This window comes from Pelagimonas sp. (assembly GCF_058892305.1).
In genome coordinates, this window is sequence record NZ_JBZXVN010000052.1 from 1 (window position 1) to 24,636 (window position 24,636).

23 protein-coding genes are annotated in these 24,636 nt (G+C 55.7%); 12 read left to right on the plus strand and 11 right to left on the minus strand.

The window, feature by feature from the left end; all coding sequences use genetic code 11:
- Window positions 1-9: 9 nt before the first annotated feature.
- Entirely contained in the window at window positions 10-1,938 is a 1,929-nt protein-coding gene (locus AC5EFR_RS19885; protein WP_493577478.1) for a PAS domain-containing protein, read from the minus strand.
- Between the two features lie 185 nt (window positions 1,939-2,123).
- Here AC5EFR_RS19885 and AC5EFR_RS19890 point away from each other — a divergent pair, with 185 nt between their 5' ends.
- The 6 genes from AC5EFR_RS19890 (at window position 2,124) to AC5EFR_RS19915 (ending at window position 8,246) form a co-directional block, all read left to right on the plus strand.
- A complete protein-coding gene (locus AC5EFR_RS19890) occupies window positions 2,124-3,053 on the plus strand; it encodes a carbohydrate kinase family protein (protein ID WP_493577479.1) in 930 nt (309 codons plus the stop codon).
- 110 nt (window positions 3,054-3,163) lie between these two features.
- Window positions 3,164-4,672: a 2,3-bisphosphoglycerate-independent phosphoglycerate mutase gene (gene gpmI / locus AC5EFR_RS19895; protein ID WP_493577480.1), complete on the plus strand. Its 1,509-nt coding sequence runs from the start codon at window positions 3,164-3,166 to the stop codon at window positions 4,670-4,672.
- Complete coding sequence (locus tag AC5EFR_RS19900) at window positions 4,669-5,784, plus strand: murein hydrolase activator EnvC family protein (RefSeq protein WP_493577481.1); 1,116 nt, start codon at window positions 4,669-4,671, stop codon at window positions 5,782-5,784. The genes gpmI and AC5EFR_RS19900 overlap by 4 nt, the downstream gene beginning before the upstream one ends.
- Before the next feature lie 6 nt (window positions 5,785-5,790).
- Window positions 5,791-7,128 carry a S41 family peptidase gene (locus AC5EFR_RS19905; protein ID WP_493577482.1) on the plus strand — a complete coding sequence of 446 codons (1,338 nt, stop codon included), beginning with the start codon at window positions 5,791-5,793 and terminating at the stop codon, window positions 7,126-7,128.
- 150 nt (window positions 7,129-7,278) lie between these two features.
- On the plus strand, window positions 7,279-7,761 hold the full coding sequence (locus tag AC5EFR_RS19910; protein WP_493577483.1) for an RNA pyrophosphohydrolase: 483 nt from the start codon (window positions 7,279-7,281) through the stop codon (window positions 7,759-7,761).
- Window positions 7,761-8,246 (plus strand): hypothetical protein, encoded by a 486-nt coding sequence (locus AC5EFR_RS19915; protein ID WP_493577484.1) that lies wholly within the window; start codon window positions 7,761-7,763, stop codon window positions 8,244-8,246. Before AC5EFR_RS19910 ends, AC5EFR_RS19915 begins: the two co-directional genes overlap by 1 nt.
- Before the next feature lie 6 nt (window positions 8,247-8,252).
- Here AC5EFR_RS19915 and AC5EFR_RS19920 read toward each other — a convergent pair whose 3' ends face one another.
- From AC5EFR_RS19920 to dapE, 5 genes are all read right to left on the minus strand, one after another.
- The gene (locus AC5EFR_RS19920) at window positions 8,253-8,951 is read right to left on the minus strand and encodes a helix-turn-helix transcriptional regulator (protein WP_493577485.1); all 699 of its coding nucleotides are present in this window, start codon (window positions 8,949-8,951) and stop codon (window positions 8,253-8,255) included.
- 81 nt (window positions 8,952-9,032) lie between these two features.
- Window positions 9,033-11,321 carry a ribonuclease R gene (gene rnr, locus AC5EFR_RS19925; protein WP_493577486.1) on the minus strand — a complete coding sequence of 763 codons (2,289 nt, stop codon included), beginning with the start codon at window positions 11,319-11,321 and terminating at the stop codon, window positions 9,033-9,035.
- An 85-nt stretch (window positions 11,322-11,406) separates the two neighbouring features.
- Entirely contained in the window at window positions 11,407-11,985 is a 579-nt protein-coding gene (locus AC5EFR_RS19930) for a TIGR04282 family arsenosugar biosynthesis glycosyltransferase (RefSeq protein ID WP_493577487.1), read from the minus strand.
- Entirely contained in the window at window positions 11,982-12,407 is a 426-nt protein-coding gene (locus tag AC5EFR_RS19935; protein WP_493577488.1) for a GNAT family N-acetyltransferase, read from the minus strand. Before AC5EFR_RS19935 ends, AC5EFR_RS19930 begins: the two co-directional genes overlap by 4 nt.
- On the minus strand, window positions 12,404-13,549 hold the full coding sequence (dapE, locus tag AC5EFR_RS19940; RefSeq protein WP_493577489.1) for a succinyl-diaminopimelate desuccinylase: 1,146 nt from the start codon (window positions 13,547-13,549) through the stop codon (window positions 12,404-12,406). Before dapE ends, AC5EFR_RS19935 begins: the two co-directional genes overlap by 4 nt.
- 256 nt (window positions 13,550-13,805) lie before the next feature.
- Between dapE and AC5EFR_RS19945 the strand changes: the two genes are divergently transcribed.
- Complete coding sequence (locus tag AC5EFR_RS19945; RefSeq protein WP_493577490.1) at window positions 13,806-15,380, plus strand: Hint domain-containing protein; 1,575 nt, start codon at window positions 13,806-13,808, stop codon at window positions 15,378-15,380.
- Window positions 15,377-16,450, plus strand: a complete 1,074-nt coding sequence (locus AC5EFR_RS19950) for a Hint domain-containing protein (RefSeq protein WP_493577491.1) — start codon at window positions 15,377-15,379, stop codon at window positions 16,448-16,450. The genes AC5EFR_RS19945 and AC5EFR_RS19950 overlap by 4 nt, the downstream gene beginning before the upstream one ends.
- Before the next feature lie 4 nt (window positions 16,451-16,454).
- Here the strand turns inward: AC5EFR_RS19950 and AC5EFR_RS19955 are convergent, their stop codons facing one another.
- The 3 genes from AC5EFR_RS19955 to dapD are packed head-to-tail and all read right to left on the minus strand — an operon-like array spanning window position 16,455 to window position 17,991.
- Window positions 16,455-16,799, minus strand: coding sequence for a DUF8846 family protein (locus AC5EFR_RS19955; protein WP_493577492.1), 345 nt, complete (start codon window positions 16,797-16,799; stop codon window positions 16,455-16,457).
- A complete protein-coding gene (locus AC5EFR_RS19960; RefSeq protein WP_493577493.1) occupies window positions 16,796-17,164 on the minus strand; it encodes a hypothetical protein in 369 nt (122 codons plus the stop codon). The genes AC5EFR_RS19955 and AC5EFR_RS19960 overlap by 4 nt, the downstream gene beginning before the upstream one ends.
- Window positions 17,164-17,991, minus strand: a complete 828-nt coding sequence (dapD, locus tag AC5EFR_RS19965) for a 2,3,4,5-tetrahydropyridine-2,6-dicarboxylate N-succinyltransferase (protein WP_493577494.1) — start codon at window positions 17,989-17,991, stop codon at window positions 17,164-17,166. The genes AC5EFR_RS19960 and dapD overlap by 1 nt, the downstream gene beginning before the upstream one ends.
- A 181-nt stretch (window positions 17,992-18,172) precedes the next feature.
- Between dapD and AC5EFR_RS19970 the strand changes: the two genes are divergently transcribed.
- Both AC5EFR_RS19970 and AC5EFR_RS19975 read left to right on the plus strand, forming a co-directional pair.
- A complete protein-coding gene (locus AC5EFR_RS19970; protein WP_493577495.1) occupies window positions 18,173-18,913 on the plus strand; it encodes a hypothetical protein in 741 nt (246 codons plus the stop codon).
- A 123-nt stretch (window positions 18,914-19,036) separates the two neighbouring features.
- On the plus strand, window positions 19,037-19,879 hold the full coding sequence (locus AC5EFR_RS19975; protein WP_493577496.1) for an LOG family protein: 843 nt from the start codon (window positions 19,037-19,039) through the stop codon (window positions 19,877-19,879).
- A 16-nt stretch (window positions 19,880-19,895) separates the two neighbouring features.
- On the opposite strand, the gene AC5EFR_RS19980 is transcribed toward AC5EFR_RS19975, so the two are convergent.
- Window positions 19,896-21,770 (minus strand): polysaccharide biosynthesis protein, encoded by a 1,875-nt coding sequence (locus tag AC5EFR_RS19980; protein ID WP_493577497.1) that lies wholly within the window; start codon window positions 21,768-21,770, stop codon window positions 19,896-19,898.
- 336 nt (window positions 21,771-22,106) lie between these two features.
- Here AC5EFR_RS19980 and AC5EFR_RS19985 point away from each other — a divergent pair, with 336 nt between their 5' ends.
- Window positions 22,107-23,129 (plus strand): aspartate-semialdehyde dehydrogenase, encoded by a 1,023-nt coding sequence (locus AC5EFR_RS19985; RefSeq protein ID WP_493577498.1) that lies wholly within the window; start codon window positions 22,107-22,109, stop codon window positions 23,127-23,129.
- Between the two features lie 550 nt (window positions 23,130-23,679).
- On the opposite strand, the gene AC5EFR_RS19990 is transcribed toward AC5EFR_RS19985, so the two are convergent.
- Window positions 23,680-24,150 (minus strand): hypothetical protein, encoded by a 471-nt coding sequence (locus tag AC5EFR_RS19990; RefSeq protein WP_493577499.1) that lies wholly within the window; start codon window positions 24,148-24,150, stop codon window positions 23,680-23,682.
- 122 nt (window positions 24,151-24,272) lie between these two features.
- Here AC5EFR_RS19990 and AC5EFR_RS19995 point away from each other — a divergent pair, with 122 nt between their 5' ends.
- On the plus strand, window positions 24,273-24,602 hold the full coding sequence (locus AC5EFR_RS19995; RefSeq protein WP_493577500.1) for a hypothetical protein: 330 nt from the start codon (window positions 24,273-24,275) through the stop codon (window positions 24,600-24,602).
- Window positions 24,603-24,636 lie beyond the last annotated feature (34 nt).

Sequence of the window (24,636 nt, forward strand, 5' to 3'; positions counted from 1 at the left end):
TGACAGAGGTTATCCTGTCAATGCTTTCCTCAGTGCGGCGAGCAATTCCTGTCGCCGGACTGGTTTCATAAGGCGGATGTCTTCTGGTCGCAGACCGTTGCCGTGTACCATGGCCTCGTTTGCATAGCCTGACATAAAGACCACTGGCAGATCACCGCGAATCTTGCGTAACTCTCTGGCCAGTGCGCTGCCTTGCAAGGTTCCCGGCATCACGATGTCTGTTAGCAGAAGATCGAAATGTGGATCTCTTTCAAATATGGCTTTGGCCAAATCGCCGTTTTCCGCAAGTGTCACCTTATATTCAGCATTGCTTAGAATACGCATGAGTATGTCGGCCACGCCTGGTTCATCCTCTGCAACAAGGATGCGTCGGTGTTTTGTTTGATCATTGTTCGGTGTCGTGACTGTGGCGACGGGGGCCTTGTCGGCGGTGTCGTCAGCCTTGAAATAGGCGTTGAACGTGGTCCCGGTTCCCACTTCCGAATACACGCGCAGGGTTCCATTGGATTGCTTCATAAAACCCATCACCATGGATAGGCCAAGACCGGTTCCCTTGCCCGGTTCCTTTGTGGTGAAGAATGGATCGAAGATCGAGTTCTGCATCGGTTCTGGGATGCCATGACCGGTGTCACTTACGGACAACAACACGTAGCGACCGGGCTGAAGATCCTCCTGTCTGTTTTGAATGAAATCATCGTCGATGCGCATGTTCGATGTCTCGATCGTCAACTTTCCACCGTCCGGCATCGCATCACGCGCGTTCAGGATAAGGTTCAGGAGGGCACTTTCGGCGGAGCTTCTGTCCACCTCGGCTTTCCAAAGTCCGGCTTGCAAATAAACTTCGGTTGAAATTGTTGCGGGGAGCGTACGCCGGGCCCATTGGTTGGTGTTTCTCACCACTTCGTTGATGTCCAGGAGTTGGGGAACAAGCGGTGCCTTGCGCGCAAAGCTGAGCATGTTTTTTGTCAGTTCCGCCCCACTTGAGGCCGCATTGATACAGGTCCTAATGTGCCGCTGCAAAACCGGATCGTCGGTTTCTTCCTGCATCAGTTCTAGATTGCCAAGGATCACGGCCAGATGATTGTTGAAATCATGGGCGACGCCACCGGCCATGTTTCCAATTGATTCGGCCTTTTGAGATTGAATTAAAAGAGTTTCTTGCTGCAATTCATGGGTAATGTCACGGGCAACGCCGTAATAAGCGATAACTTCGCCTTGGGCACCGATTTCGACATCTCCGACTATGTGTAGCGTCAGAATTTCGTCATTTGAGGTCGAGATGCGGGCGCGAAATTCAAAAGGGGCGGCTTGGGCAATAGCGGTCGATATTTCATCGCGAACATGCGACCGGTCTTCGGCAAGAAATTGATCAAAGACCCAGTCTTCGGACACCTCCATTGTGCCGGGAACAACCCCGTGGATAACAAACATACCTTCGGACCATGTGGTTTTTCCGGTCGTCAGACTTTGATGCCAGTTGCCTAATTTAACCATGCGTTCCGCGCGCCGCATCGCCTCTTTCCCGCGTTCATGTGCGTCAACTTCGCGGACAATCCCAATCATCTTGTCGGGCTTGCCTTCGGAATCAAAGAAAGCCTTGGCGATTGTGCGGCAATACAAATACTCGCCATTTGCATGCTTGAAACGCATAAGAGTTTCATAGGGTTGGCCATGTTCGAGATGAGCCACCAACGCGGGTTCAGGCATCCAATGATCGTCGGGATGAACAAACATTTGTCGGGCACTAAGCTGTGTTGAATGTCCACCAGTGTCCAACCCTAATCGCTCGGAAAGGCTTCGGCTGAAACTTATGTCTCTTGTGGCAAGATCAAGATGCAAAAGGCCTATGCCCGCCTCGCTGAAAGCGTCAGACAATCTTAATCCACCATCTTCGCACAGCGCTTGGATGAACTCTATGTCCGAGAGATTTGATGACATCGGAACCTCCCACATCCAGGTCCCAAGACCTGAATTCAGTTTCGAAAAGTGTGCCGGGTAAAAAAGGCGTGGTCAACAAACACTTATATAAATACGCATTGCAGTGTGCCGTCGCCCTCTTGACGCATGGACAAGCGGGTCGGTATTGGCACTGTTAGCGGAAACATTCCCGAAAGGATTTTGCCATGATCTTGTGCTGTGGCGAAGCGTTGATCGACATGATCCCAACGCCAACAAACACACAACGCGACGGATTCGTCCCGCATACTGGCGGTGCGATTTTCAATACGGCGGTGGCTCTGGGCCGGTTGGGCACAGAGGTGGCGATGCTGACGGGGCTGTCGACAGATATGTTCGGGCAACAGCTCAAAGCCGGGCTAGAGGCAAGCCAAGTCGATACGAATCTGGTGGTCGAGGTTGCACGCCCGACGACATTGGCGTTTGTGCAGCTGCGCGATGGCCATGCCACCTATGATTTCTATGATGAAAATTCTGCCGGTCGCATGCTTGGGCCGCAGGACATGCCTAGTCTGCCTAGTGATGTTGATACGCTGTATTTTGGGGGCATCAGCCTGGCTTGTGAGCCGGGGGCCGATGCTTATGCGGCGCTCTTAGAGCGCTACGGTGACACGCGGGCGGTGATGATTGACCCAAATATCCGCCCCGGTTTCATCCAAGATGAGGCCCGCTATCGGGCGCGCTTGGACAAGATGCTTGCCAAATCTGACATCATCAAAGTGTCGGATGAAGATTTGGATTGGATTGTGCCGAGCGATGCGGGATTGGACGAAAAGGTGGCGACGCTTTTGAACGGTGGGGCGGCGATGATTATCGTAACGCGCGGCGGGGATGGCGCGTCTGGCTATCTTGCCGATGGGTCTCAGGTCTCGGTTCCGGTCGAAAAAGTGCAGGTTGTTGATACGGTCGGCGCGGGCGACACCTTTAACGCCGGAGTTCTCGCCAAACTGTCCGAGCTGGGCTTGCTTTCAAAAACGGCGCTCAAGGGCATGACCGGCGATCAAGCCAAAGCGGCGCTTGCCCATGGGGCCAAGGTTGCCGCGGTGACCGTGTCGCGCGCCGGGGCCAATCCACCTTGGGCGCACGAGCTTTCCTAAGCTTAGAAGCAAAAACAAGCCGTTATCACGTTGTTGCACGCGGCCCCCTTCGCATCTTGCGCAGGGGCTGCTAAACAGCGCTCAACTCCCCGCATGCAAGGGCCTATTTCATGACTAAACCCGTAATCTTGACCATCCTCGACGGTTGGGGCTTGTCCGATGACACCGCTGCCAACGCCCCCTATTTGGCGAAAACGCCAACAATGGACCGGTTGATGGCAACCTGCCCCAACGCCACGCTCATCACGCATGGGCCTGATGTCGGCCTGCCAACCGGGCAGATGGGGAACTCTGAGGTGGGGCATACGAACATCGGCGCGGGTCGGGTTGTGGCGATGGATTTGGGCCAGATTGATCTGGCGATCGAAGATGGTTCGTTTTTCACCAATGCCGCAGTTGTCGAGTTTGCGACCAAGGTCAAAGCCGCGGGCGGGCGGGCGCATCTGATGGGGCTTGTCTCCGATGGCGGCGTCCACGGCCATATCGACCATATCAAAGCCGCGATCCAAGCGATCCTAGATCAAGGTGTTGAGGTGGTTTTCCATGCGGTGACCGATGGGCGCGACGTCGCACCAAGCTCGGCCAAGGTGTTCATGAATGACTTGGTGGATGGTCTGCCTATGGGCGCGTTGATTGGCACGGTGACCGGTCGATATTATGCGATGGATCGCGATAACCGCTGGGAACGTGTTGAAACCGCCTATAATGCAATGGTTTTGGGGCAGGGCGAGGCGGCGAATGATGCTGTCATCGCGGTCACACAAAACTACGCCAAGGACGTGACAGATGAGTTCATACCCGCAACTGTGATCGGCGATTACGCTGGCGTTCAAGCTGGGGACGGGTTCTTTTGCTTGAATTTCCGCTCGGATCGCGCGCGCGAGATTTTGGCGGCCATTGGGGCGTCGGAGTTCGATGGCTTTGAGCGAAAAGCGCCGGAGTTGTCGGCACTTTTGGGGATGGTCGAATATTCTGATGCGCACAACGGCTATATGACCACCGCCTATCCAAAGCGTGAAATCACCAATACCCTCGGCCATTGGGTGGCCGAGCAAGGCAAGACGCAATTCCGTTTGGCCGAGACCGAAAAATACCCGCATGTGACGTTCTTTTTGAACGGCGGTGTTGAGGTGCCAGAGGCGAACGAAGACCGCTTCATGCCCAAATCGCCCAAGGTGGCGACCTATGATATGCAACCCGAAATGAGCTCTGGCGAAGTGACCGAGCAGTTCCTTGGTGCCATTGATCATGGCTATGACCTGATAGTTGTGAACTACGCCAACCCGGATATGGTGGGCCATACTGGTGATCTTGATGCGGCGATCAAGGCTTGCGAAGCGGTGGACGCCGGTTTGGGGCAGGTTGTTGCCAAGCTCGAAGAAAAAGGTGGCGCGATGCTGGTCATTGCCGATCATGGCAATTGTGAAACCATGGTCGATCCTGAAACCGGCGGGCCGCACACGGCGCACACCACCAATTTGGTGCCTGTCGTATTGTTTGGTGGGCCTGAAGGGGCGGAGCTAAAGGCCGGTCGTTTGGCGGATGTTGCGCCGACACTGTTGCAGGTCATGGGCCTTGCGAAACCGGACGAAATGACAGGGGAGAGCCTGATCAAGTGAGACGCCTCGCGCTGATCTTTTGCCTTTGTGCCACGCCGCTGTTTGCTCAGGATGGCGGGGCCGGGGCCCGCGCCGCCGCCGATGCGCTAGATGCAGCGTCTATTGGCTTGGATCAGGCGGAAAGCGCACGGGATCGGGTCAAGGCGTTGACGGAAACCGTGCGCGCCTATGAAGATGGCCTTGCTGCCATGCGCGAAGGGCTTCGCGCCGCTGCTATTCGTGAAACCGAGCTTAGCCGAAAGCTGGAGTCGCAAGAGGCAGAGATTCAGCAATTGCTAGGTGTTTTGACGGCAATGGGTGGTGAGGCAGAACCGAAAACCCTTTTGCACCCCCAAGGGCCTCTTGGCATGGCGCGCTCTGGTATGTTGGTGGCGTCGGTCACACCTGGTCTCGCCGAGCAGGCGTCAGAATTGCGCGCTGACCTTGAAGAGGTCAGCGCCCTGCGAGAGCTTCAGCAAAACGCGGCACAAACCCTCGAAAAAGGGTTGGAAGGTGTGCAAGACGCCCGAACCGCCCTTTCCAAAGCCATTGCCGATAGAACCGATTTACCGCGTCGTTTTACCGAAGACCCGATCAAAACCGCGATTCTGATTTCGGCCACGGAAACGCTTCAGGGCTTTGCGTCGGGCCTTACGCAAATTAGCGAAGACGACGCGCCGGTTACCACGACCCGGATTGACGATCGTATGGGGCTTTTGCAATTGCCGGTGCGCGGCGTGATTTTGCGTCAGGCGGGCGAATCCGATGCCGCGGGGGTTACACGCCCCGGTATCGTCGTCGCGACCCAACCTCAGGCCTTGGTAACAACGCCGGTTGCGGCCACCATTCGCTACAATGGGCCGCTGCTTGACTACGGCTTGGTGATCATTCTTGAACCACAAGCCGACCTTATGCTTGTTTTGGCCGGGTTGGATGCGGTTTATGGCGAAATCGGCCAAGTTTTGCCAGAGGGCAGCCCGGTTGGCACCATGGGCGGCACGATGCAGATGAATAATTCGTCACCTTTGAGTGAAGGGGGTGGCGCCGAGCGTTCTGAAACGCTCTATATAGAGGTAAGAGAGGGCGATGCGCCCGTCGATCCACTTTTGTGGTTCGCAACCGACAAGGGATAATTGAGAATGAAAAAATTCGTCATGGCCGCGCTTGGTGGCACTTTGGCCTCGGTGGTCGCGACCACACAATTTGTTGGCCCACTTGTGGCCCAAGAGGCCGACCGCCCGGCAAGCGTCTATGAACAGCTCGATCTTTTCGGTGACATCTTTGAGCGCATCCGGGCGCAATATGTGTCCGAAGTGGACGAAGCGGACCTGATCGAAGCGGCGATCAACGGCATGTTGACTTCGCTTGACCCGCATTCCAGCTATTTGCCGCCCCAAGATGCCGAAGACATGCGCGTTCAAACGCGTGGCGAATTTGGTGGGCTTGGTATCGAGGTCACCCAAGAAGACGGTTTCGTCAAAGTTGTTTCCCCGATTGATGGCACCCCTGCGGATGCCGCCGGTATGGAAGCGGGCGATTTCATCACCCATGTTGATGGTGAATCTGTTCTCGGTTTGAAATTGGACGAAGCGGTTGATTTGATGCGTGGCCCGGTTGGCTCCGAAATCATCATCACCGTTGTCCGCGAAGGCGAAGAAGAACCCTTTGACGTGTCGATCATTCGCGACACCATCAAACTGACCGCTGTGCGCTCGCGTCTTGAGGGCAAGACAGTCGTTTTGCGGGTGACAACGTTTAACGATCAAACATTCCCGAACCTGTCCGACGGTCTTGCCAAGCAGGTCGAAGAAGCCGGTGGCATGGACAATGTGAACGGCTTCGTTCTCGATCTGCGCAACAACCCCGGCGGTCTTTTGACCCAGGCGATCCGTGTTTCCGATGCCTTCCTTGAGGCTGGTGAAATCGTATCGACGCGTGGTCGTAACCCGGCAGATGGGGAGCGTTTCAACGCAACCCCCGGCGATCTCGCCGATGGCAAGCCCTTGGTTGTTTTGATCAATGGCGGCTCGGCTTCGGCGTCGGAAATCGTTGCGGGTGCTTTGCAAGACCACCGTCGCGGCATTGTTGTGGGCACCAAAAGCTTTGGTAAGGGATCGGTTCAAACCGTTATGCCCTTGCGCGGCGAAGGCGCGATGCGCTTGACCACGGCGCGCTATTACACCCCATCGGGCCGCTCGATCCAAGCGCTGGGCGTGTCGCCAGACGTGGTGGTGGAACAGCCTCGCCGCAAGCCAGAGAGCGAAGAGGAAGAGGAAACCAACAACCGCTTCTCCCGCTCCGAAGCGGATTTGCGCGGGCGTTTGGATAATGACTCGTTGAGCGAAGATGAAATTCGCCATATCGAGGAAGATCGCGAAAAAGCCGAAGCCGCGGCCAAGCTGCGCGAAGATGACTACCAGTTGGCCTATGCCATCGACATCCTGCGTGGCTTGTCGGCGTTGGGCGACGCGAAATAATCACCCATTCATCGGACATGGTTCAAAAGGCGGGGGAAACCTCGCCTTTTTTGTTTGTCGGCGTCATGGCAACCTGTTGGAAAGCCCTTTGCGGTATGACACATCTGCCATGCCGGTATTTCGCACAAACGCAGTAGAAAAGAGACGCCCATGACGCCCGAAGACATCGCCAAACTCCCCTATCGTCAAAATGTTGGGGTTATGCTTGTGAATGCCGATGGGCATGCGTGGGTAGGGCAGCGTTTGGATAGCGAGGTGCCCGCCTGGCAAATGCCCCAAGGCGGGATCGACAAGGGCGAAGACCCACAAACCGCCGCCCTGCGTGAGCTTGAGGAAGAAACCGGTGTGTCCGCCGATCTTGTGACCATTGAGGCGCAGACCGATGGTTGGATCGCCTATGATCTACCCCATGATATTGTGCCGAAAATCTGGAAGGGTCGGTTCAAAGGGCAGGAGCAGAAATGGTTCCTTTTGCGCTTTCACGGTCGCGACGATCATATCAACATTGATGTTGAGCACCCCGAGTTTTCAAAATGGTGTTGGTTGGCTGCGGATGAGGTGTTGGAGCAAATTGTTCCCTTCAAACGCGGTGTCTATGAGCAGGTCATGGCCGCCTTTAAGGGGTATTTGTAATGCAAAGGCTTTGTACGGCGATTTTGGTTATGCTCGGGTTTGCACACCCGGCGTTGGCGCTTAGCTGTCTGAAACCAGATGCCGTACGAAGTTATCTTGAAGCCAACGCATCCGAGGATCGTTGGGGCGCGGTCGTCGGGCGATTGGATTTCGACGAAAGCCGCCTGCCTCCTGCGGTGTCCGATGGTGGTCATGACGATGTCGAGTTGCGGGCGCAACTTGTCGGGAATTCCCTTGGGGTCGACGGGTTCAAAGACCCGTTTCAAGGTCATGTGTCATTACGCATCCAATGCTTTGGTTCTTGGTGCGGACACCCAGATTCGGGGCGGCAGTATTTGGTGTTTATCAAACGCGAAAACGGTCGCCATATTGCCATTTCCGATCCCTGCGAAAGCTGGCTATTCCCCGAACCGCGCCGCAAAACCCTAGACGCATTGCAGCGGTGTTTTCGAGGTGGGTATTGCCAGCCCGAAGACGACGATTAGAGCGACCTAACCGTGATTGTCGATTTCGCCGGTAAACCGCTTTAGAGCTTCGCGTAGAAGGCCAACACGATGCGGTCGAAAAGACCGGGTGGTGACATCCAAGTTTGACATACGATCAAGCCGAAACGTGCGAAACGCTTGTCGCAGCTGGCATTCCGCAACCAAACAATGGCTTTGCTCAAAAAAGATAATCGAGAGCGGTTTGACCTCGCGCTGAGTGGGGGCACCGTTGCGGTCCGTATAGTCAAAAACCACTTGTTTTTCTTCCCAACAGGCCTTGCGCAACGCGCTGGCATCAATACCGGGGGCCGGAGTTGGGAAAAACCTGTGTGCCGTTAGAACCGCATGTTTCAATCGGTGCGCTTGTTTGTCGGGCAGCCGCGCTTTGAGGCGCGCCATGGCGCGTGAGGCGGCTTGAGCCAAGGCCGGGTCGCCGACGGCTCTGACCTCTCGCAATCCAACAACAAGCGCCTCAAGCTCTTCGTCATCGAAACTTAGTGGTGGGAGGTGGGCATCTTCGATCAAGGTATACCCAAAACCGGCGGCCCCGTCGATCACCGCACCAAGGCCACGCAACGAGTCAATGTCGCGGTACAGGGTGCGCTCAGACACGCCGGTTTCTTGCGCCAATTGCCCGGCCGTCACAGGGGGTGGCAGGCGGCGCAGCGTATCCATCAACTGAAAAAGGCGTTCGGTACGAGACATGAGAGATACATACTGCCACGTGCTGTCAAAAACTGACAGGGGGCGGAGCGTTTGAGTACCGTCCCCCGAAATTTGTGAAGATCACTTGCGTTTGCGGGACACCTTGCGCTTGGTCTTGGCGGTTTTGATCTTGGACTTGGTGGCTTTGCGTCGTGGCGAAGGTCCGGATTTACTTCGCCCGCGCCCATAACCGCGCCGCATGCGCCCACCAGAGCCGCGCTCCATCTCATCGCCTTCAAGCTCTAGCATCTCAAAGGCGATGCCACCGGTGACAGGGGCGGCTTCTATCAACTTGACCTTGGCACGCATCCCCAAGCCTATAATCCGACCGGTTTTCGAGCCCATCAAGGTGCCCGCCTCGCGGTCAAAATCGAAATACTCGTTGCCAAGGGTCGAGATCGGGACAAGCCCATCGGCACCGGTTTCGTCCAGTTTTACAAAGACGCCAAATTTGGCGATGCCGGAAATACGCCCGGTAAATTCGGCCCCCATACGATCGCTTAGAAAGGCGGCAAGATAGCGATCGGTTGTGTCCCGTTCGGCCATCATCGAGCGGCGTTCCGTGTCGGAAATATGTTGCGACGTGGCCTCAAGCGTTTCGATATCAACCGGTGACAACCCGTCATCGCCCCAGCCATGCGCCGTAATCAAGGCGCGATGCACGATCAGATCGGAATAGCGCCGGATCGGCGAGGTGAAATGTGCGTAGTTCATTAACGCCAAACCGAAATGCCCAAAGTTTTTCGGGCTGTAATAGGCTTGTGTCATCGACCGCAGGGTCGAGAGATTGATGAGCTCGGCTTCTTCTGTACCGGCGGCATCATGCAACAATTTGTTGAGGTGCCGGGTTTTCAGAACTTGCCCTTTGGCCAGAACCAACCCGGCGCTCTGGGCGGTTTCACGAAGGGAGTCGAGCTTGTCCACCGGCGGCTCTTCGTGCACGCGGAACAAAAGCGGTGTGTCCTTGGCAATCAACGTCTCGGCGGCGGCGACATTGGCCAAAACCATGAACTCTTCGATCATCTTGTGTGCGTCGAGACGTTCAGTGAAATCGACCGAGGTGACTTTGCCATCCTCGCCCAAAACGATCTTGCGTTCGGGTAAATCAAGATCGAGCGGCTGGCGGCGTTCGCGTGCGGATTTGAGCGCTGCGTAGGCCGCATAGAGCGGGCGAATGACCGGATGAATGAGCTCTTCGGTCCGCTCGTTGGGCGCGCCATCCATGGCGGCCTGGACTTCTTGATAGTTCAAAGAAGCGGGCGACCGCATCAAACCGCGTAGAAATTCGTGCGATAGCTTGTTGCCGTCGGCGTCCAAGACCATGCGAACGGCTAGACAGGCCCGCGGCACCCCTTCGTGAAGGCTGCATAGGTCGCCGGACAGACGGTCAGGCAACATCGGAACAACACGGTCCGGGAAGTAGCTTGAGTTGCCGCGTTTGCGGGCCTCATTATCGAGCCGCGATCCGGGGCGCACATAGTGGGACACATCGGCGATAGCGACCCAAACGATATGTCCGCCTTTGTTTTTTGGGTCTTCGTCGGCTTGGGCGTAAACCGCATCGTCGTGATCACGGGCGTCGGATGGGTCGATGGTAACCAGGGGCATGTCGCGCAAATCGGTGCGTCCGGCGAGCCCGGCAGGCTTCATGCTATCGGCTTCCTCAAGCACGTTTTGGGGAAAGTCATCGGGGATGCCATGTTGGTGGATCGCAATCAACGAAACGGCGCGTGGTTCGGTCGGGTCCCCCAAACGCATGACAATCCGCGCCTTGGGAAGGCCCATCCGCCCTTTGGGCCCGGCCTGTTCTGCCTCAACCAGCTCGCCATCCTTGGCACCGCCGGTCGCATCACTTGGAACAAGCCACTCTTTGTCATTGCCCTTGTCGATGGGCATGATCCGCCCGCCTTCGGCCCCTTTGCGAAAAATACCAACAACTTTGCGCGGGCTGGTTCCAATGCTGCGGATCAGGCGGGCTTCGTAATTGTGGTCTTCTTCATGCACGACCTGAAGCCGTGCCAAAATACGATCGCCTTCGCCCAAGGCCGGATCAGAGGGGCGCGGCACATAGAGTACGACCGGTTCCACACCTTCGCCGTGCCATTCCAACGGTCGCGCAAAGAGATCGCCATCTTTGTTTGGTGCCAACATCTGAAGGACGCTCACCGGGGGCAAGCGATCAGGGTCTTGATAGGTCTTTTTGCGCTTTTGCAAATGACCTTCGGCCTCCAACTCCTTTAACAGGCGTTTGAGGTCAATCCGGGCGGCCCCTTTTATCCCAAACGCTTTGGAAATGTCGCGTTTCGAGGTGAGGGTCGGGTTTTCGCTGATCCAATCTAGGATCTCGGGTTTTGTTGGCAGCTTGCTCATGCTTTCCCGTAACACGGGTTGCCAACAGCGTCATGGCCTATTCGATTATGCGGGGCGCTTTGGGCTGCAATCCGCAATTCGTTGTTCAGATTTTAGCGAGATCGTCGACGGTATCCACATCGCGCAGAGGATCAACCAATGCCACACGTCGTTGTCCGAGGCTTGCGATACTGTCGGTTAGAGTCGTTTCGGAAGACCAACGTACCCCGTCAAATAGCCCATTTGGCACATGCCCGCCGTTGCGCAAACCAACAAGCCAATACCCACCGTCCATAGCGGGGCCAAAAACGGCGTCATGACCGGCCAACCCCTGAAAAGCAGTCCACAGCGTGTTGCGATTGATACCGGGAATGTCGGCCCCGATAACGCAAACGGGGCCATTGGGGGCCAGCGACATCATGCGCGCCATCCGGTCGCCAAGGTTGCCGCGACCTTGCGGCCATCGTGGTAGATGATGGGGCCAGACCCGGCTTTGCAACCCCTCGCGGTCGGGCGATACGGCCAAAACCACTTGCCAGCGCGGGTCTTGAATGCGGCGCAAAAGGGCGGCGGATTGATGGCGAAACCACCAAGCAGACCGGGTATAACCGATGTCGCGCCCCAGACGGGTTTTGACCCGACCGGGGCGCGGTTCCTTGACCATGACAATAACAGTGCGCATCACGTAAGGACCATTTCCATATCGCGATGCTCAATCCCGGCGTCCATGACGATCCCGCCATGGGCGACAAACCCAAGGGCTTCGTAAAAGCCAAGCGCCGATGTTTGCGCTTGAAGGATGACTTTTGTGATGCCGGGGCGAAGTTTGGCTTGGTTGATGGTTTCGAGCATCAAGGCTTTGCCAAGGCCCGTTCCGCGGGCAGACTGCAAAACACACACACGGCCCACCTTGGCATAGTCATCGCCGAACATCATACGCGCAGTTCCCATTGGCGTGCCGTCGATCTCAGCGATCAGGTGCACTGCCGTTTGATCGTGCTCGTCAAGTTCCAGCTCTTCTGGAACGTTCTGTTCATCAATGAAAACTGTGCGGCGGAGCGCGAAGCAGGCGCCCATGTCGGCATCGGTGGCAACCCGAACGATCATGCAAAATAATCCTGCAAAATCCGGGTATAGATGGCTTTCAATTGATGAATTTGCGCGACTTCGACACGTTCATCAACCGCATGCATGGTTTTGCCAACCAACCCGAATTCAACCACGGGGCAATGATTTTTGACAAAACGCGCGTCCGATGTGCCACCGGTGGTCGAAAGCTCTGGCGCGTGGCCCGTCTCTGCCTCGACCGCTTTGCCGATCAAATCAGACAGGGGACCGGGAGGGGTAAGGAAGCTTTCGCCAGAAATCTTGATGGTGACGCCTGTTGTCGTGCCAAACTCGGTGTCGATCTTGGCGGCCTCGTTGCGCAACCAATCGCTAAGCTCGGCACCGGTATGATCGTCGTTGAACCGGATGTTGACACAGGCCGAAGACTTGGCCGGAATGACGTTTGTTGCCGGGTTCCCGGTGTCAATGGTCACAACCGCAAGGGTTGAGGCATCGAAATGCGCGGTTCCTTGGTCCAACTCGTGACTGGCAAGGCGGTCCATCAGGCGCACCATTGCCGGCAAGGGGTTACAGGCGCGGTGCGGATAGGCGGAATGGCCCTGTTTGCCTTCAACCTCGAACCACGCTGAGAGCGACCCGCGACGTCCGATTTTCATCATTTGGCCCATGTGATCAGGGCAGGTCGGCTCTCCGACCAAGCAGACCGACATGGATTCGCCCTCGGCATCCATCCAATCCAGCAAGGCAGTTGTGCCGTCGGTGGCATCGCCTTCTTCGTCGCCGGTGATGGCAAGAATAACAGCGCCATCGGGGGGTGTTTCGCGGACATAGTCGATTGCAGCGGCGGCAAAGGCCGCGACGCCCGATTTCATATCGGTGGTGCCGCGCCCGTACATGAAACCGTCAATGATTTCAGCGCCAAAGGGGGCATGTTGCCAATCGGTTTCGTCGCCGATGGGAACAACATCCGTGTGACCGTTGAACCCAAAACTTTGGCTGTGCTTTTTGACGCCCCAGCGGGCGTAGAGGTTGGGCGTGCCATTTCGATCCACCCGTGTGCAGGTAAACCCGGCTTCTTCCAGCACCCCTTGCAGGAGTACCAAAGCGCCACCTTCGACGGGTGTCACAGAAGCGCATTGCACAAGTTGAGCGGTCAATTCGGCGGGGTCAATGCGGGTCATCTGGGGTCTCCTCAAGCTGTGGGACTTGGCTATCGCAGTCGGACGGCAATCGCAAATGTGGCGAAAATACATCGGCCGCCCAAGGGTTCCGCAGGGTAAAGGTTGAGAAAAGGTTAACGTCAACCCGTTGGATGTGTTACAGATTATCAAAACAACGATAACGCCGAGGCAGGCGCGCAGTATTCAGTGATATCTTTCGTCTAACTCGGTTCGCCGGGCAAGGATGTCGTGTGCCTCGCAAGTGAGACAGACGAGCATGGTCGCAGCATCAGAACTGCCGATCAACACCGGGGCCAACGCAACCCAGATGGCGGAAACCATCTTTGGGGAAGGGGTCACCGTTGTTTCGGCAAGCTATACCGGGGATAGTCGGTCATCCGGGATTTATTCCGATGGGTTCGGCACGTCGCCGGGCGTCGCGCCGTCGGATGAGGGCGTGATCCTATCCACGGGGCGGGTGACCGACTTCACCAACTCCTGGGGGCAGTCGAATTGGCGTACCAACACTTCGACAAATACGAGCGGTCAGAACAACAACTCTGACTTCAATGCCGCCGCCGGAGCCCGCACTTATGATGCGTCTTATCTGGATGTCGATTTCATCCCGACGGAAGACGTCATGACGATGCAGTTTGTGTTTTCGTCCGAAGAGTACCCGGAATATCAATCGTCGCAATATCAGGATTTCGTTGGCGTTTGGGTGAATGGCGTTCAGGTCGATGTTGCGATTGGTGATGGTGACATTGACCCGAGAAACGTGAACTCCGGGACCAATGAGAACCTTTTCATTTCCAACACAAACGATGAATACAACACCGAGATGGACGGGTTCACTGTCACGATGACTCTGACGATGCCGGTGACAGCCGGTCAGGTGAACTCGATCCGAATTGGTGTCGCTGACGTTGTGGACAACCGCTACGATTCCAACCTGTTGATCGCGGCAGATTCCGTTCAAACCACCCTTGTTGCACTAGAAGATAGCGTCACAGTCTACACCACCGGCAGCAGTGTCGTAGATGCCTTGGCAAACGATGAAAACGGCACCGCCGGAACGTTGACGATCACCCATATCAACGGCATCGCCGTGAGCGCGGGTGACACGGTTGTGTTGAACACCGGTCAGGAAATCACCTTGAACGCCGATGGCACGATGTCGGTTCTTGGCGATGGCGACGAAGAAACGATAAACTACACCTATACCGCCACAAGTTCGACCGGTGAGACCGACGTGGGCTATGTCACGGTGGATTCGGTGCCGTGTTTTGTCGCCGGGACAATGATCGAGACGCCAGATGGGCAGAAACCGGTTCACAAGCTGGTGGCCGGGGATTTGGTCAACACGCGCGATCATGGCCCGCAACCGCTGCGTTGGATTGGGCGGCGAAGCGTTCCCGCACGCGGAAATTATGCGCCAATCCGCATTGCCGCCGGTGCCTTGGGGGATCATGCGGCGGTCATGGTGTCGCCCCAGCATCGGGTTTTGGTGCAGGATATTATGGCGCATCTGCTATTCGAAGAGCCCGAAGTTCTTGCCGCAGCCAAGCATCTGATCAACGATCACTCCATTCGGGTCGCCGAAGGTGGAACGGTCGAATATGTGCATATCCTCTTTGACCAGCACGAAATTATTCGCGCCAATGGTCTGCTGAGCGAAAGCTTTTTGCCGGGGCCGCAAACCTCGTCGCTCTTCGAAGACGAAACGCTTGCCGAAATCGTAGATGTCTTTCCAGAGCTGGACCCGGAAACCGGATCGGGGTACGGTCCGGCAGCACGTCGCATTCTGCAAAGACACGAAGCGACGCTGCTGAGCAGGAGCAAGGTTGCATGAGTTGGATCGCGTTGTCGGGCCAGGGGAAATCCTGGGTCTGCCCCCGGATTTTCGGAGGCGGGGCTGAACAACGCGACCGGTTGATGTCCAAGGGGTCGATCATGATCGAAACCCGCTTGTCCCCGGATGGTCGACCACAAACGCTTTTGTCGTATGAACGGGCACACCCGTGGTTTGGAGCGATTTCATTTCGCGCGGTGCCGGGGGGCGGGATCGTTTTGGTGATGAGCCAGGGCGAAGAGGTGTTTCACACCGTCCTGCAACACAAACACGAGGCCCGAACCGATGTCCTTAGGGTGACATTTAGCTGGGACAGTGAAGCGCGCTTTGGCCGGATTGCGGTTGAGCGCCCTGAAAGTGACACGGTTGTTGTTGAAACCACACCCGCGCCGCCGCCTCTTTTGATCGAAGATATCTATACGCTGGCCCGCCGTCCGCAGTTGATCGAGATGGACCCGGACGTGATCTTTTTCGCTGTGTCAGATGAGATCGAGGCCGTTGGCCCGATGCCGTCATTGGTCGGACAGGTTCCGGTGATGACGCCGACCGGCTATCGTGCCGTGTCTGATTTGCGCTGTGGCGACACGGTCAATACCCGCAAGAACGGCATTGTTCCGGTGTTGCATCGGGTGTCGCGGATTGTTCCGGCGCTCGGTTCGTTTCAACCGGTTCGTTTGCGTGCGCCTTACCTCGGTTTGATGCGCGATCTTGTGGTTGCGCCCCACCAACGGCTGGTTATAGGCGGCTCCGAGGTTGAGTATATTTTCGGCCGTGAGGCGGTTTTGATCCCGGCGTTAAGCCTCGTGAATGGGTTCACGGCTGTCTACGAAGAGGGTCTTCAAATGGTTGAATACCATCAACTATTGTTGCCTAGGCAAGAGCCAGTGATTGCCGCCGGAGCGGAACTAGAGAGCCTCTATGTCGGGCGTTTGCGCCGCCGCACCGAGCAGCTAAATCAAACCCTGCTCGGTGATGTCCCACGCAATTTGATGCCAGAGCACGCCCGAACCGGGATCAAGGTTTTGGGGCCATTTGAGGCGATCACTCTGGCCGAAGCCCGCGCCGCCTAGCCCCTTATGGCTTGTCGAAAAACGGCGTGACCTGAGCAACAATCACAGCGTTCTCTGCCAGTGCCCGGTCCATCAGTTCGATCTCTTCGTCCGGGATGTCATGACCCTGTTCGCGACGTTCATCGAGCGTGCCGTACCCCGTTACATCAAGCGGGGCGGTATCGGCCTGCTTGAGGATGGCAACGGTTTCGCGCACCGCTTCGGCTTCATCGACGCCTGAGGCATAGCACATCAATGCCGCGCCGGTGCTGTTGTCGGGCAAGCCGTCGCCATCCTTGCGGCCAATCTCAACCAGCAGGGTGAACACCTGATGCTTGCGCTTTTTTGCGGGCTTTTTGTCTTTGCTCATCGCTGATCACACCGTTCGAAATAAGAGGCATAGCCTTCGCGGATAATGGTTAGGCCCGGCGGGCTGGACATCAGCATCATGCGATACGCGTACTCCATGCCCTCGCCATTGCATTTCGCATCATAGAGCGTGGCATCCATACCGCGCACGGCAACCGGATTGGTCAGGCTGCAGCGGTTCTCCACCCCCTCAAACATGTTGTCTTGCACGGAAATCGCTCCGCCATCTGCACCGACGCGCTGGCAATCCCAATGGTCGGCTCCCCCTTCGGGGAAGTAGAGCCCATCATATGGTCCGGCCAAGGCAGTGGTGGCCAACCCAAGGGTTAGCCACGCGGTGCAAAGTGAGGCGAAGCGTTTTGACATCAGTCGCGCAACAATTCGTTGATGCCGGTTTTTGAGCGGGTCCGCTCGTCCACGCGTTTCACGATCACAGCGCAATAGAGGTTGATGCCGTTTTTCGATGGCATGGAGCCTGCGACGACGACCGAATAGGGGGGCACTTCGCCGTACATAATTTCGCCGGTTTCACGGTCAACAATCTTGGTCGACTGGCCGATGAACACGCCCATTCCCAGAACGGAGCCTTCGCGGACGATACAACCTTCGACCACCTCGGAACGCGCGCCGATAAAGCAGTTGTCTTCGATGATGGTTGGGCCGGCCTGCATAGGTTCCAATACGCCACCAATACCAACGCCGCCCGAGAGGTGAACGTTTTTACCGATCTGAGCACAGCTACCGACGGTTGCCCATGTGTCGACCATGGTGCCTTCGTCGACATGCGCGCCGAGGTTCACAAAGGAGGGCATCAATACAACGCCGGGGGCGATGTAGGCCGATTTGCGCACAATTGCGTTAGGCACGGCGCGGAAACCCGCGGCTTTCCATTGGTTGTCGCCCCAGCCTTTGAACTTGCTGTCGACCTTGTCCCACCAGCCAGAGCCCTGTGGGCCACCGGATTGCTCTTCCATATCTTTGATGCGGAAGCCAAGCAGCACGGCCTTTTTGGCCCACTGATTGACGTGCCAGCTGCCGTCCGCTTGCTTTTCCGCAACGCGCAGCGCGCCGCTATCCAAAGCGTTCAACGTATCTTCGATAGCCTCGCGGGTTTCGCCGGTCGTTGTGGGCGTGATGGTGTCGCGTGCTTCCCACGCGGCTTCGATGGCGGTTTCAAGCTGAGCATTGGACATGGGGAAAACTCCGGTCTCGTGGATTTCGGAGGTTGATAGCCAAAGACAGGCTCGGCGTCACCCCGCGAGCGACTAATAAAGTCTTAGAAAAGATGAAAATGAAAGATTCAGCGGATTATTACCTTCTTCGGTTAGCTCAACAGCCAGACTTCTACTTCGAAAAACTCTTCTGGAGGCACCGATGGCACTTTCTAAACGCGAATTCCTCAAAACCGCTGGCTTTTCCGGTCTTATGTTGGCCGTCGGCCCGACACTTGTTCACGCTGCGGCACCTTATAAGTTTGTTCGCATTGCTGGTTTGGCCGAGCAGGCTGTGGGCGAAAGCCTTTTGACAGAGATCTACAAGCGGGCTGGCATTGATATGACCATAACCGCATTGCCAGGCAAACGTGCATTGCAGCAGGCGTCAAGCGGTGCAATGGACGGTGAAACTCTACGGGTCTATGGGTTGGGGGAGAGGGTGACGTCTCTGATTCGCGTCCCGACGGCGTTGTCGAAATTGCAGACCGTTGGGTTTGCGTTGGATGGCGCAGATATTACGCTTAGCAACCGCGAAGATTTGAAGAACTATAAATCTGCTATTGCAGCCGGAGTTTTGCATACGATTGCGATCACTGAAGGCATTGACACTGTGACAACGGTGAATGGTCCAGAAGCAATGTATAAACTTGTAGAAGCCGGTCGAGTCGATCTCGCGCTAACCAGTTACCTTGATGGTATGGCCTCTCTCAAAACACTGGGCTTTGGTGACATCGTACCTATTATGCCCGCCCTAAACGAGCAGCCATTATATCACTACGTGCATGAAGACCATGTTGATTTGATTGACAAGATCGAGCCGATTGCTGCCGAAATGGCAGCCACAGGTGAGATGGTTGCTTTGCGCGAAAGTCTAGAAGAAGCATATTTGGCATCGCTCTAAAACTGGCTACAACGTGCAAAGCGCCGAACGGGCTTTGGGCGCTCGGAGGTGTCGCAATTCCTTTACTGGAAAGTGTAGTTTTTTCAGGCTACTCCTTGGGGTCTTAGTTTCAAGGAGTGCTCTATGAAAGACGATCGCCGCAGTAGGTTTCGCGATGCCCATACAGATTTAGATACGGCCGAGCATATCCCAGATACGCCTCAAACGCGGTCACCGGCTTATCGGCTGGCCTTTGCGGACGAAGATTTTTTGTGCCGCGACGCGCTTCGGCCGGTCAGGTTGCAACTTGAGCTTCTTAAGCCCGAGTTGCTTTTGGATGAGCAGGGGGTGGAGTCGACCATTGTGCTCTTTGGTGGCGCGCGTATTCCTGCCCCCGAGAACAAGGAGACAGCCCGCACCAAGACCTTGGCGGACCTGTCCCATTTTTACGACGAAGCACGCAGCTTTGCCCGATTGATGACACGCAAATCTATTGCCTCTGGGAACCGCGATTATGTCGTGACGACTGGCGGTGGGCCGGGCGTGATGGAGGCGGGCAATCGCGGTGCCGCAGATGAAGGTGGGGTGTCCATCGGGTTGAATATCGTTTTGCCGCATGAGCAGGCCCCGAACCCCTATGTCACGCCAGAACTCGCCTTTAACTTTCACTATTTTGCCATCCGCAAAATGCATTTCCTGATGCGGGCGCGGGCGATTTGCGTTTTTCCCGGTGGTTTTGGCACGTTGGATGAGATGTTCGAAGCTTTGACGCTCATTCAAACGGGTCGGATGCAACGCGTGCCGTTCCTGCTTTTCGGTCGGGCGTTTTGGGAAAAGATCGTCAATTGGGATGCTTTGCAAGATGCAGGGACGATTAGCCCTGAGGACCTCGACCTATTCCGTTTTGTAGAGACGGGGGAAGAAGCGGCGGAGATCATCGAAAACTGGGATCCAGCCCCAGCCAGGAGTGATATTCCCGGGCGCTAAAGCAACCAGACCGGGTTCAGGCCGATCCGTCCTGAACCTGCTCTGTCTCAAGCCGGCGCTCAACCCAACGCGCAATGACCTTGCGAGCCGCAGCTTCGTCCCGGCTTTCGATGGCATTTCGCAATTCCCGCATCGCAGTCGCGATTTCAAATTCCGAGAGATGCGTTTCCTGGGCCCGTAAAATTTTCGGATGCGGCGTGGTCAACATGTCGGGTGAAATAAGGAGCTCTTCGTGGAGCTTTTCACCTTTGCGAAGACCGGTAATTGCGATTTCGATATCACCGTTGGGGGATTCGGGCGATCTCACGGAGTATCCGGCCGCCTCGATCATTTGGCGAGCGAGTTTGCGGATTGGCACAGGCTTGCCCATATCTAACACAAACACGTCACCGCCGCGGGCAAAGGATCCGGCCAACAAAACCAAACGTGCGGCTTCGGAAATTGTCATGAAATAGCGAGTAACAGCAGGGTCAGTCAGGGTTACAGGCCCCCCCCGAGCAATCTGTTCCTCAAACAGAGGGATCACCGATCCGCTCGATCCCAACACATTGCCAAACCGCACCATGGAATACTGGGTGCTTGAATGACGGGTGGCAAGATCTTGGATCACCAGTTCGGCCAAACGCTTTGATGCCCCCATCACATTGGTCGGGCGAACCGCCTTGTCGGACGACACCAGAATAAACCGTTCGACACCGGCATCGCGGGCGGCGTCTGCGATTGTTTTTGTGCCCAAAACGTTATTGGTCAGACCGGCAATCGGATTGCTCTCGACCAAAGGCAAATGTTTATAAGCGGCGGCATGCAGGACCACTTCGATTTTGTGATCGCGAAGAACATCTTCGAGCAGAGAGGCGTTTTGGACCGAGCCGAGGACCGGAACAACTTCGAAGCCGGAGCTCAAATCCCGGATTTCCTTGTCGATATTATAAAGGGCGAGTTCTGAGTGATCGAGCAGGACAACACAGGATGGTTTGCACGCGATCAATTGTCGACATAGCTCTGAGCCAATCGAGCCCCCGGCACCAGTGACAAGAATACGCCGGTTGCTATAGGCTTCGCTCACGCTCGGAAGTTCGTTCTCCAACTGATTTCGCCCGAGCAGGTCATCAATTGAAACGGCCGATACGCTTCTTTTCAACGCCCCTTCTCCGACCAGCGTCGCAAATGAAGGGAGGGCATGAATCTCGCATCCCAAGTGGCGCAGGCTCTGAGCGACCCGTGCCAAAGCGGGTTGGTTCAACGACGGCATCGCTAGAACAATGCGATCAATCGGCTTCTTTTTGGAAAGAGCAGAAATATCGGACGGCGAGATGACGCGGAGACCGGCGATCATACTGCTCTGCAACGTTGGGTTGTCATCAACAAAAGCAATCGGGTTAATCGCATTGTCTTGACGCAAGGCGGCAACCAACTGCTGGCCAGTTTGCCCAGCCCCGTAAACCAAGACACGCATCCGATCAGAACCACGCCGGTAAATTTCCAGCGTGATTTGTCGCAACACGATGCGCCAAGTCGCAGTGAACACCAGGACGAGCAGGCTAAAAACAAAGCAGACTTCGGGGGCAACGGGCGCGGAGACGGCAAAGCCGAGGGCAAAGCAAGACACGCCAAGCAGGACAGCCAAGGGTACCGTACGTATGATTCCCCGCATTTCGTAGGCGTTGAGCTTGGTCTGAGGGAGGCCCAGCCGCCATTCTGCCATCCCGCCAATAATCAAAAGGCCTAGAAGTATAGACAAAATTTGGATGGCGCTTGCCGACCCAAAGGCCGACGGATCGGTTAGGACGTAGGCGAACAGTAAAGCTGCTGGGATAACCAAAGCGTCAACAAAGGCAAACACCAGCGATTTCTGCTGACGCGACATGCTTGTCACGAGCTCAAAAAACATCGTCCCAGTCCTTGGGGCTTGGCCCCAGTATTGTTATTTTTGTCCGCTACCTAGCCCGAATGGGCAAAAAATGCAACTAGCGGGTGTTTCTGCTTATTCTCTAAGCCTTGAATAAGTTAAGGAATAGTTACAGGACAAGGAGGCACTTTTGACAGAGCCGGAAAGCGCCGATTTTTGTTCAAAACGTGCCATTTTGGACAAAATGCCTGTTGCATAGTCGCAAAGATGACCCTTGGCGGCAGATTCAGGCCTTTTCCAAAAGCCTACACTCGGATATTGAGCGCGAGCCGCGCCAAGGTGATCTTGGCGTGCGTATGTATCCTTAAGGAGGGCCAAATGGGCTATAGGGTCGTTGTCGTGGGTGCCACAGGGAATGTGGGCCGCGAAATGCTGAACATCCTCGCCGAACGGGAATTCCCCGTCGACGAAATCGCAGTACTTGCTTCGCGCAAATCACTGGGGACAGAGGTGACGTTTGGCGAAACGACGTTAAAGACCAAGGATTTGGCCACCTTTGACTTTACCGGTTGGGACATGGCGCTTTTCGCAGTTGGGTCCACAGCCACCAAAGAATTTGCACCAATCGCGGCCAAGCAGGGCTGTGTGGTGATCGATAACAGCTCGCTGTATCGCTATGATCCGGACGTTCCGTTGATCGTGCCAGAGTGTAATGCCGATGCTGTGATGGGCTATACGAAAAAGAACATCATCGCGAATCCCAACTGCTCGACCGCGCAGATGGTTGTGGCGCTCAAGCCGCTGCACGATCGTGCCAAGATCAAACGTGTGGTTGTATCGACTTATCAGTCTGTGTCCGGCTCGGGCAAAGAGGCGATGGAAGAGCTTTGGGAGCAAACCAAGGCGGTTTACAATCCGGTGAACGAGGTTCCGGCCAAGGTTTATCCAAAAGAGATCGCGTTCAACGTCATTCCTCATATCGACGTCTTCATGGAAGATGGCTCGACCAAGGAAGAATGGAAGATGGTCGCCGAAACCAAAAAGATCATCGATCCGGCGATCAAGGTTACGGCCACCTGTGTGCGTGTTCCGGTTTTCGTTGGTCACTCGGAATCGATTAACATCGAGTTCGAAGAGTTCTTGGATGAAGACGAAGCGCGCGACATTCTGCGCGAAGCGCCCGGAATCATGGTTATCGATAAGCGCGAAGATGGCGGCTATGTGACGCCCAAGGAATGTGTGGGTGATTTTGCCACATTTATCAGCCGCGTCCGTCAGGACAGCACCATTGATAATGGTCTGAACCTGTGGTGCGTGTCCGATAACTTGCGCAAAGGTGCGGCGTTAAACGCGGTACAGATTGCAGAAGTTCTCGGACAGAAAGCTTTGAAAAAGGGCTAAATTGTAGACAATCAAGACCGAGGCCGGTGGATCGTTTCCATCGGCCTTTTTGCTGCCTACTCAAATGGATAGGGCAGCCTGTGCCAAAGGGACTCGGTCCTATGCTCTGAAACAGTGTGACAAAATCATGGCGCGGGTTATAAGAGTTTTACGGACATTATGGCGCGACCGTGACTTTGGTCTCTCACCCGGTAACGCCAACGTCGCTTAGCGCGACACACTTACGTTTTCGCACCGAACCCGGTGCTGGTATAACGACTGCGGTCCACTCTCTCCACTCTCTCTCTGACATGGACCGCAGTCGCTCTGGTTTGCTAAATGCGCTTTGGTCCGCCCAAAAATTCCCAAACTTTGTCTCGAATTTGCCCAGTTGACCAAGCAGTCTTGAGCATGGGTGACACGAGATCACCAGCCGGGACCACATCGGCAGAGGCAGCAAAGGAATAAAACCATGAGCACTTTGGCACAAACAGCCCGTGCAAGACGCCTTCGGGCTTTGGATGTTTTGACAGGTCAGCGAAGCGGACGCCCGTCACGCCTATCGCCTTTTTCAACGCCTGTGCGCGGTGGCCGCAAAAGATTGTTTGCAGCCTGATCCAGTTCGGGCCGGTTCCGAAGCCCTATCAATGAGCGAATCACGATGCCATCTTTGGGCGACCTGCGGGAATGGGCGACCTAACTGATTTACCAACTCTGATTCAGAGCATCCCAATCGTTGCAGGCCGCAAACGCGTTGACGCGTGTCTGTTTCAAAAAGGGCTAATCCTTTGGGCGACGCGCGAAGGGTCAAGCCGATCAATTTCAGTCGACCTTGAAGTTCGGGCCAACTGCGCGCGTTTTCGAAATGACCTTTTAGACGTTGCAGGAAAGTGGCGTCTATTTTCGCGTCTACAATCCGCAGATTGTGGGCGACATGGGACTGCAAAACCGAGGTTATCGCTTGCTCCAACGAGGGATCCCGTTTTTGCAACGCCTCCCACACCTGTTTTGGCAGCTCTAGAGTGACGGCACGCTTTTCCATTCTTCAACGATGCGTCTCCAAGGTTAAGAAGGTATTAGCGATGATGCGGCAATCTGTCGTCCAAGCCCTAATTTCGCCAAACTCCTTTGTCAGGCTGATCCCGTAGGCAAGGAGCAGAATCCATGACACATCATAGTGATACGACCAAAAGCTGGGCTCAGGCGACCAACGGTTTGCCGGGGCCAATTGACTGCGAAACGCAAGCGCTTTTGCGTTTGTTTTTGGGGCCCATTTTAGAAACGGCCCCCAATTGGGATGAAATCGACTCGCGATTCTCTGAAAAGGGCTACGGCCTGTGTTTTCGCGAAGGGCGGCTTGTTATCCTAAATGAAAACGGAGACGCAATTTGTACGGGCCGCGGGCTTGGTATTCCTTTGGCAGAGATCGCGAACCGCATCGGCCGACCGAGCATCAAGATGCATCCTGGCGGTCACTCGGGCGAGTTGGGATAATTTCAGATTGCGATCAAGCGCAGCCTTAAGGGCC

What these genes read in the sequence shown, in the direction of transcription:
- AC5EFR_RS19885 (WP_493577478.1), bottom strand. Translation starts at nt 1,938, where the DNA reads ATGTCATCAAATCTCTCGGACATAGAGTTCATCCAAGCGCTGTGCGAA.
- AC5EFR_RS19890 (WP_493577479.1), top strand. Translation starts at nt 2,124, where the DNA reads ATGATCTTGTGCTGTGGCGAAGCGTTGATCGACATGATCCCAACGCCA.
- gpmI (WP_493577480.1), top strand. Translation starts at nt 3,164, where the DNA reads ATGACTAAACCCGTAATCTTGACCATCCTCGACGGTTGGGGCTTGTCC.
- AC5EFR_RS19905 (WP_493577482.1), top strand. Translation starts at nt 5,791, where the DNA reads ATGAAAAAATTCGTCATGGCCGCGCTTGGTGGCACTTTGGCCTCGGTG.
- AC5EFR_RS19910 (WP_493577483.1), top strand. Translation starts at nt 7,279, where the DNA reads ATGACGCCCGAAGACATCGCCAAACTCCCCTATCGTCAAAATGTTGGG.
- AC5EFR_RS19915 (WP_493577484.1), top strand. Translation starts at nt 7,761, where the DNA reads ATGCAAAGGCTTTGTACGGCGATTTTGGTTATGCTCGGGTTTGCACAC.
- AC5EFR_RS19920 (WP_493577485.1), bottom strand. Translation starts at nt 8,951, where the DNA reads ATGTCTCGTACCGAACGCCTTTTTCAGTTGATGGATACGCTGCGCCGC.
- rnr (WP_493577486.1), bottom strand. Translation starts at nt 11,321, where the DNA reads ATGAGCAAGCTGCCAACAAAACCCGAGATCCTAGATTGGATCAGCGAA.
- AC5EFR_RS19935 (WP_493577488.1), bottom strand. Translation starts at nt 12,407, where the DNA reads ATGATCGTTCGGGTTGCCACCGATGCCGACATGGGCGCCTGCTTCGCG.
- dapE (WP_493577489.1), bottom strand. Translation starts at nt 13,549, where the DNA reads ATGACCCGCATTGACCCCGCCGAATTGACCGCTCAACTTGTGCAATGC.
- AC5EFR_RS19945 (WP_493577490.1), top strand. Translation starts at nt 13,806, where the DNA reads ATGGTCGCAGCATCAGAACTGCCGATCAACACCGGGGCCAACGCAACC.
- AC5EFR_RS19950 (WP_493577491.1), top strand. Translation starts at nt 15,377, where the DNA reads ATGAGTTGGATCGCGTTGTCGGGCCAGGGGAAATCCTGGGTCTGCCCC.
- AC5EFR_RS19955 (WP_493577492.1), bottom strand. Translation starts at nt 16,799, where the DNA reads ATGAGCAAAGACAAAAAGCCCGCAAAAAAGCGCAAGCATCAGGTGTTC.
- AC5EFR_RS19960 (WP_493577493.1), bottom strand. Translation starts at nt 17,164, where the DNA reads ATGTCAAAACGCTTCGCCTCACTTTGCACCGCGTGGCTAACCCTTGGG.
- dapD (WP_493577494.1), bottom strand. Translation starts at nt 17,991, where the DNA reads ATGTCCAATGCTCAGCTTGAAACCGCCATCGAAGCCGCGTGGGAAGCA.
- AC5EFR_RS19970 (WP_493577495.1), top strand. Translation starts at nt 18,173, where the DNA reads ATGGCACTTTCTAAACGCGAATTCCTCAAAACCGCTGGCTTTTCCGGT.
- AC5EFR_RS19975 (WP_493577496.1), top strand. Translation starts at nt 19,037, where the DNA reads ATGAAAGACGATCGCCGCAGTAGGTTTCGCGATGCCCATACAGATTTA.
- AC5EFR_RS19980 (WP_493577497.1), bottom strand. Translation starts at nt 21,770, where the DNA reads ATGTTTTTTGAGCTCGTGACAAGCATGTCGCGTCAGCAGAAATCGCTG.
- AC5EFR_RS19985 (WP_493577498.1), top strand. Translation starts at nt 22,107, where the DNA reads ATGGGCTATAGGGTCGTTGTCGTGGGTGCCACAGGGAATGTGGGCCGC.
- AC5EFR_RS19990 (WP_493577499.1), bottom strand. Translation starts at nt 24,150, where the DNA reads ATGGAAAAGCGTGCCGTCACTCTAGAGCTGCCAAAACAGGTGTGGGAG.
- AC5EFR_RS19995 (WP_493577500.1), top strand. Translation starts at nt 24,273, where the DNA reads ATGACACATCATAGTGATACGACCAAAAGCTGGGCTCAGGCGACCAAC.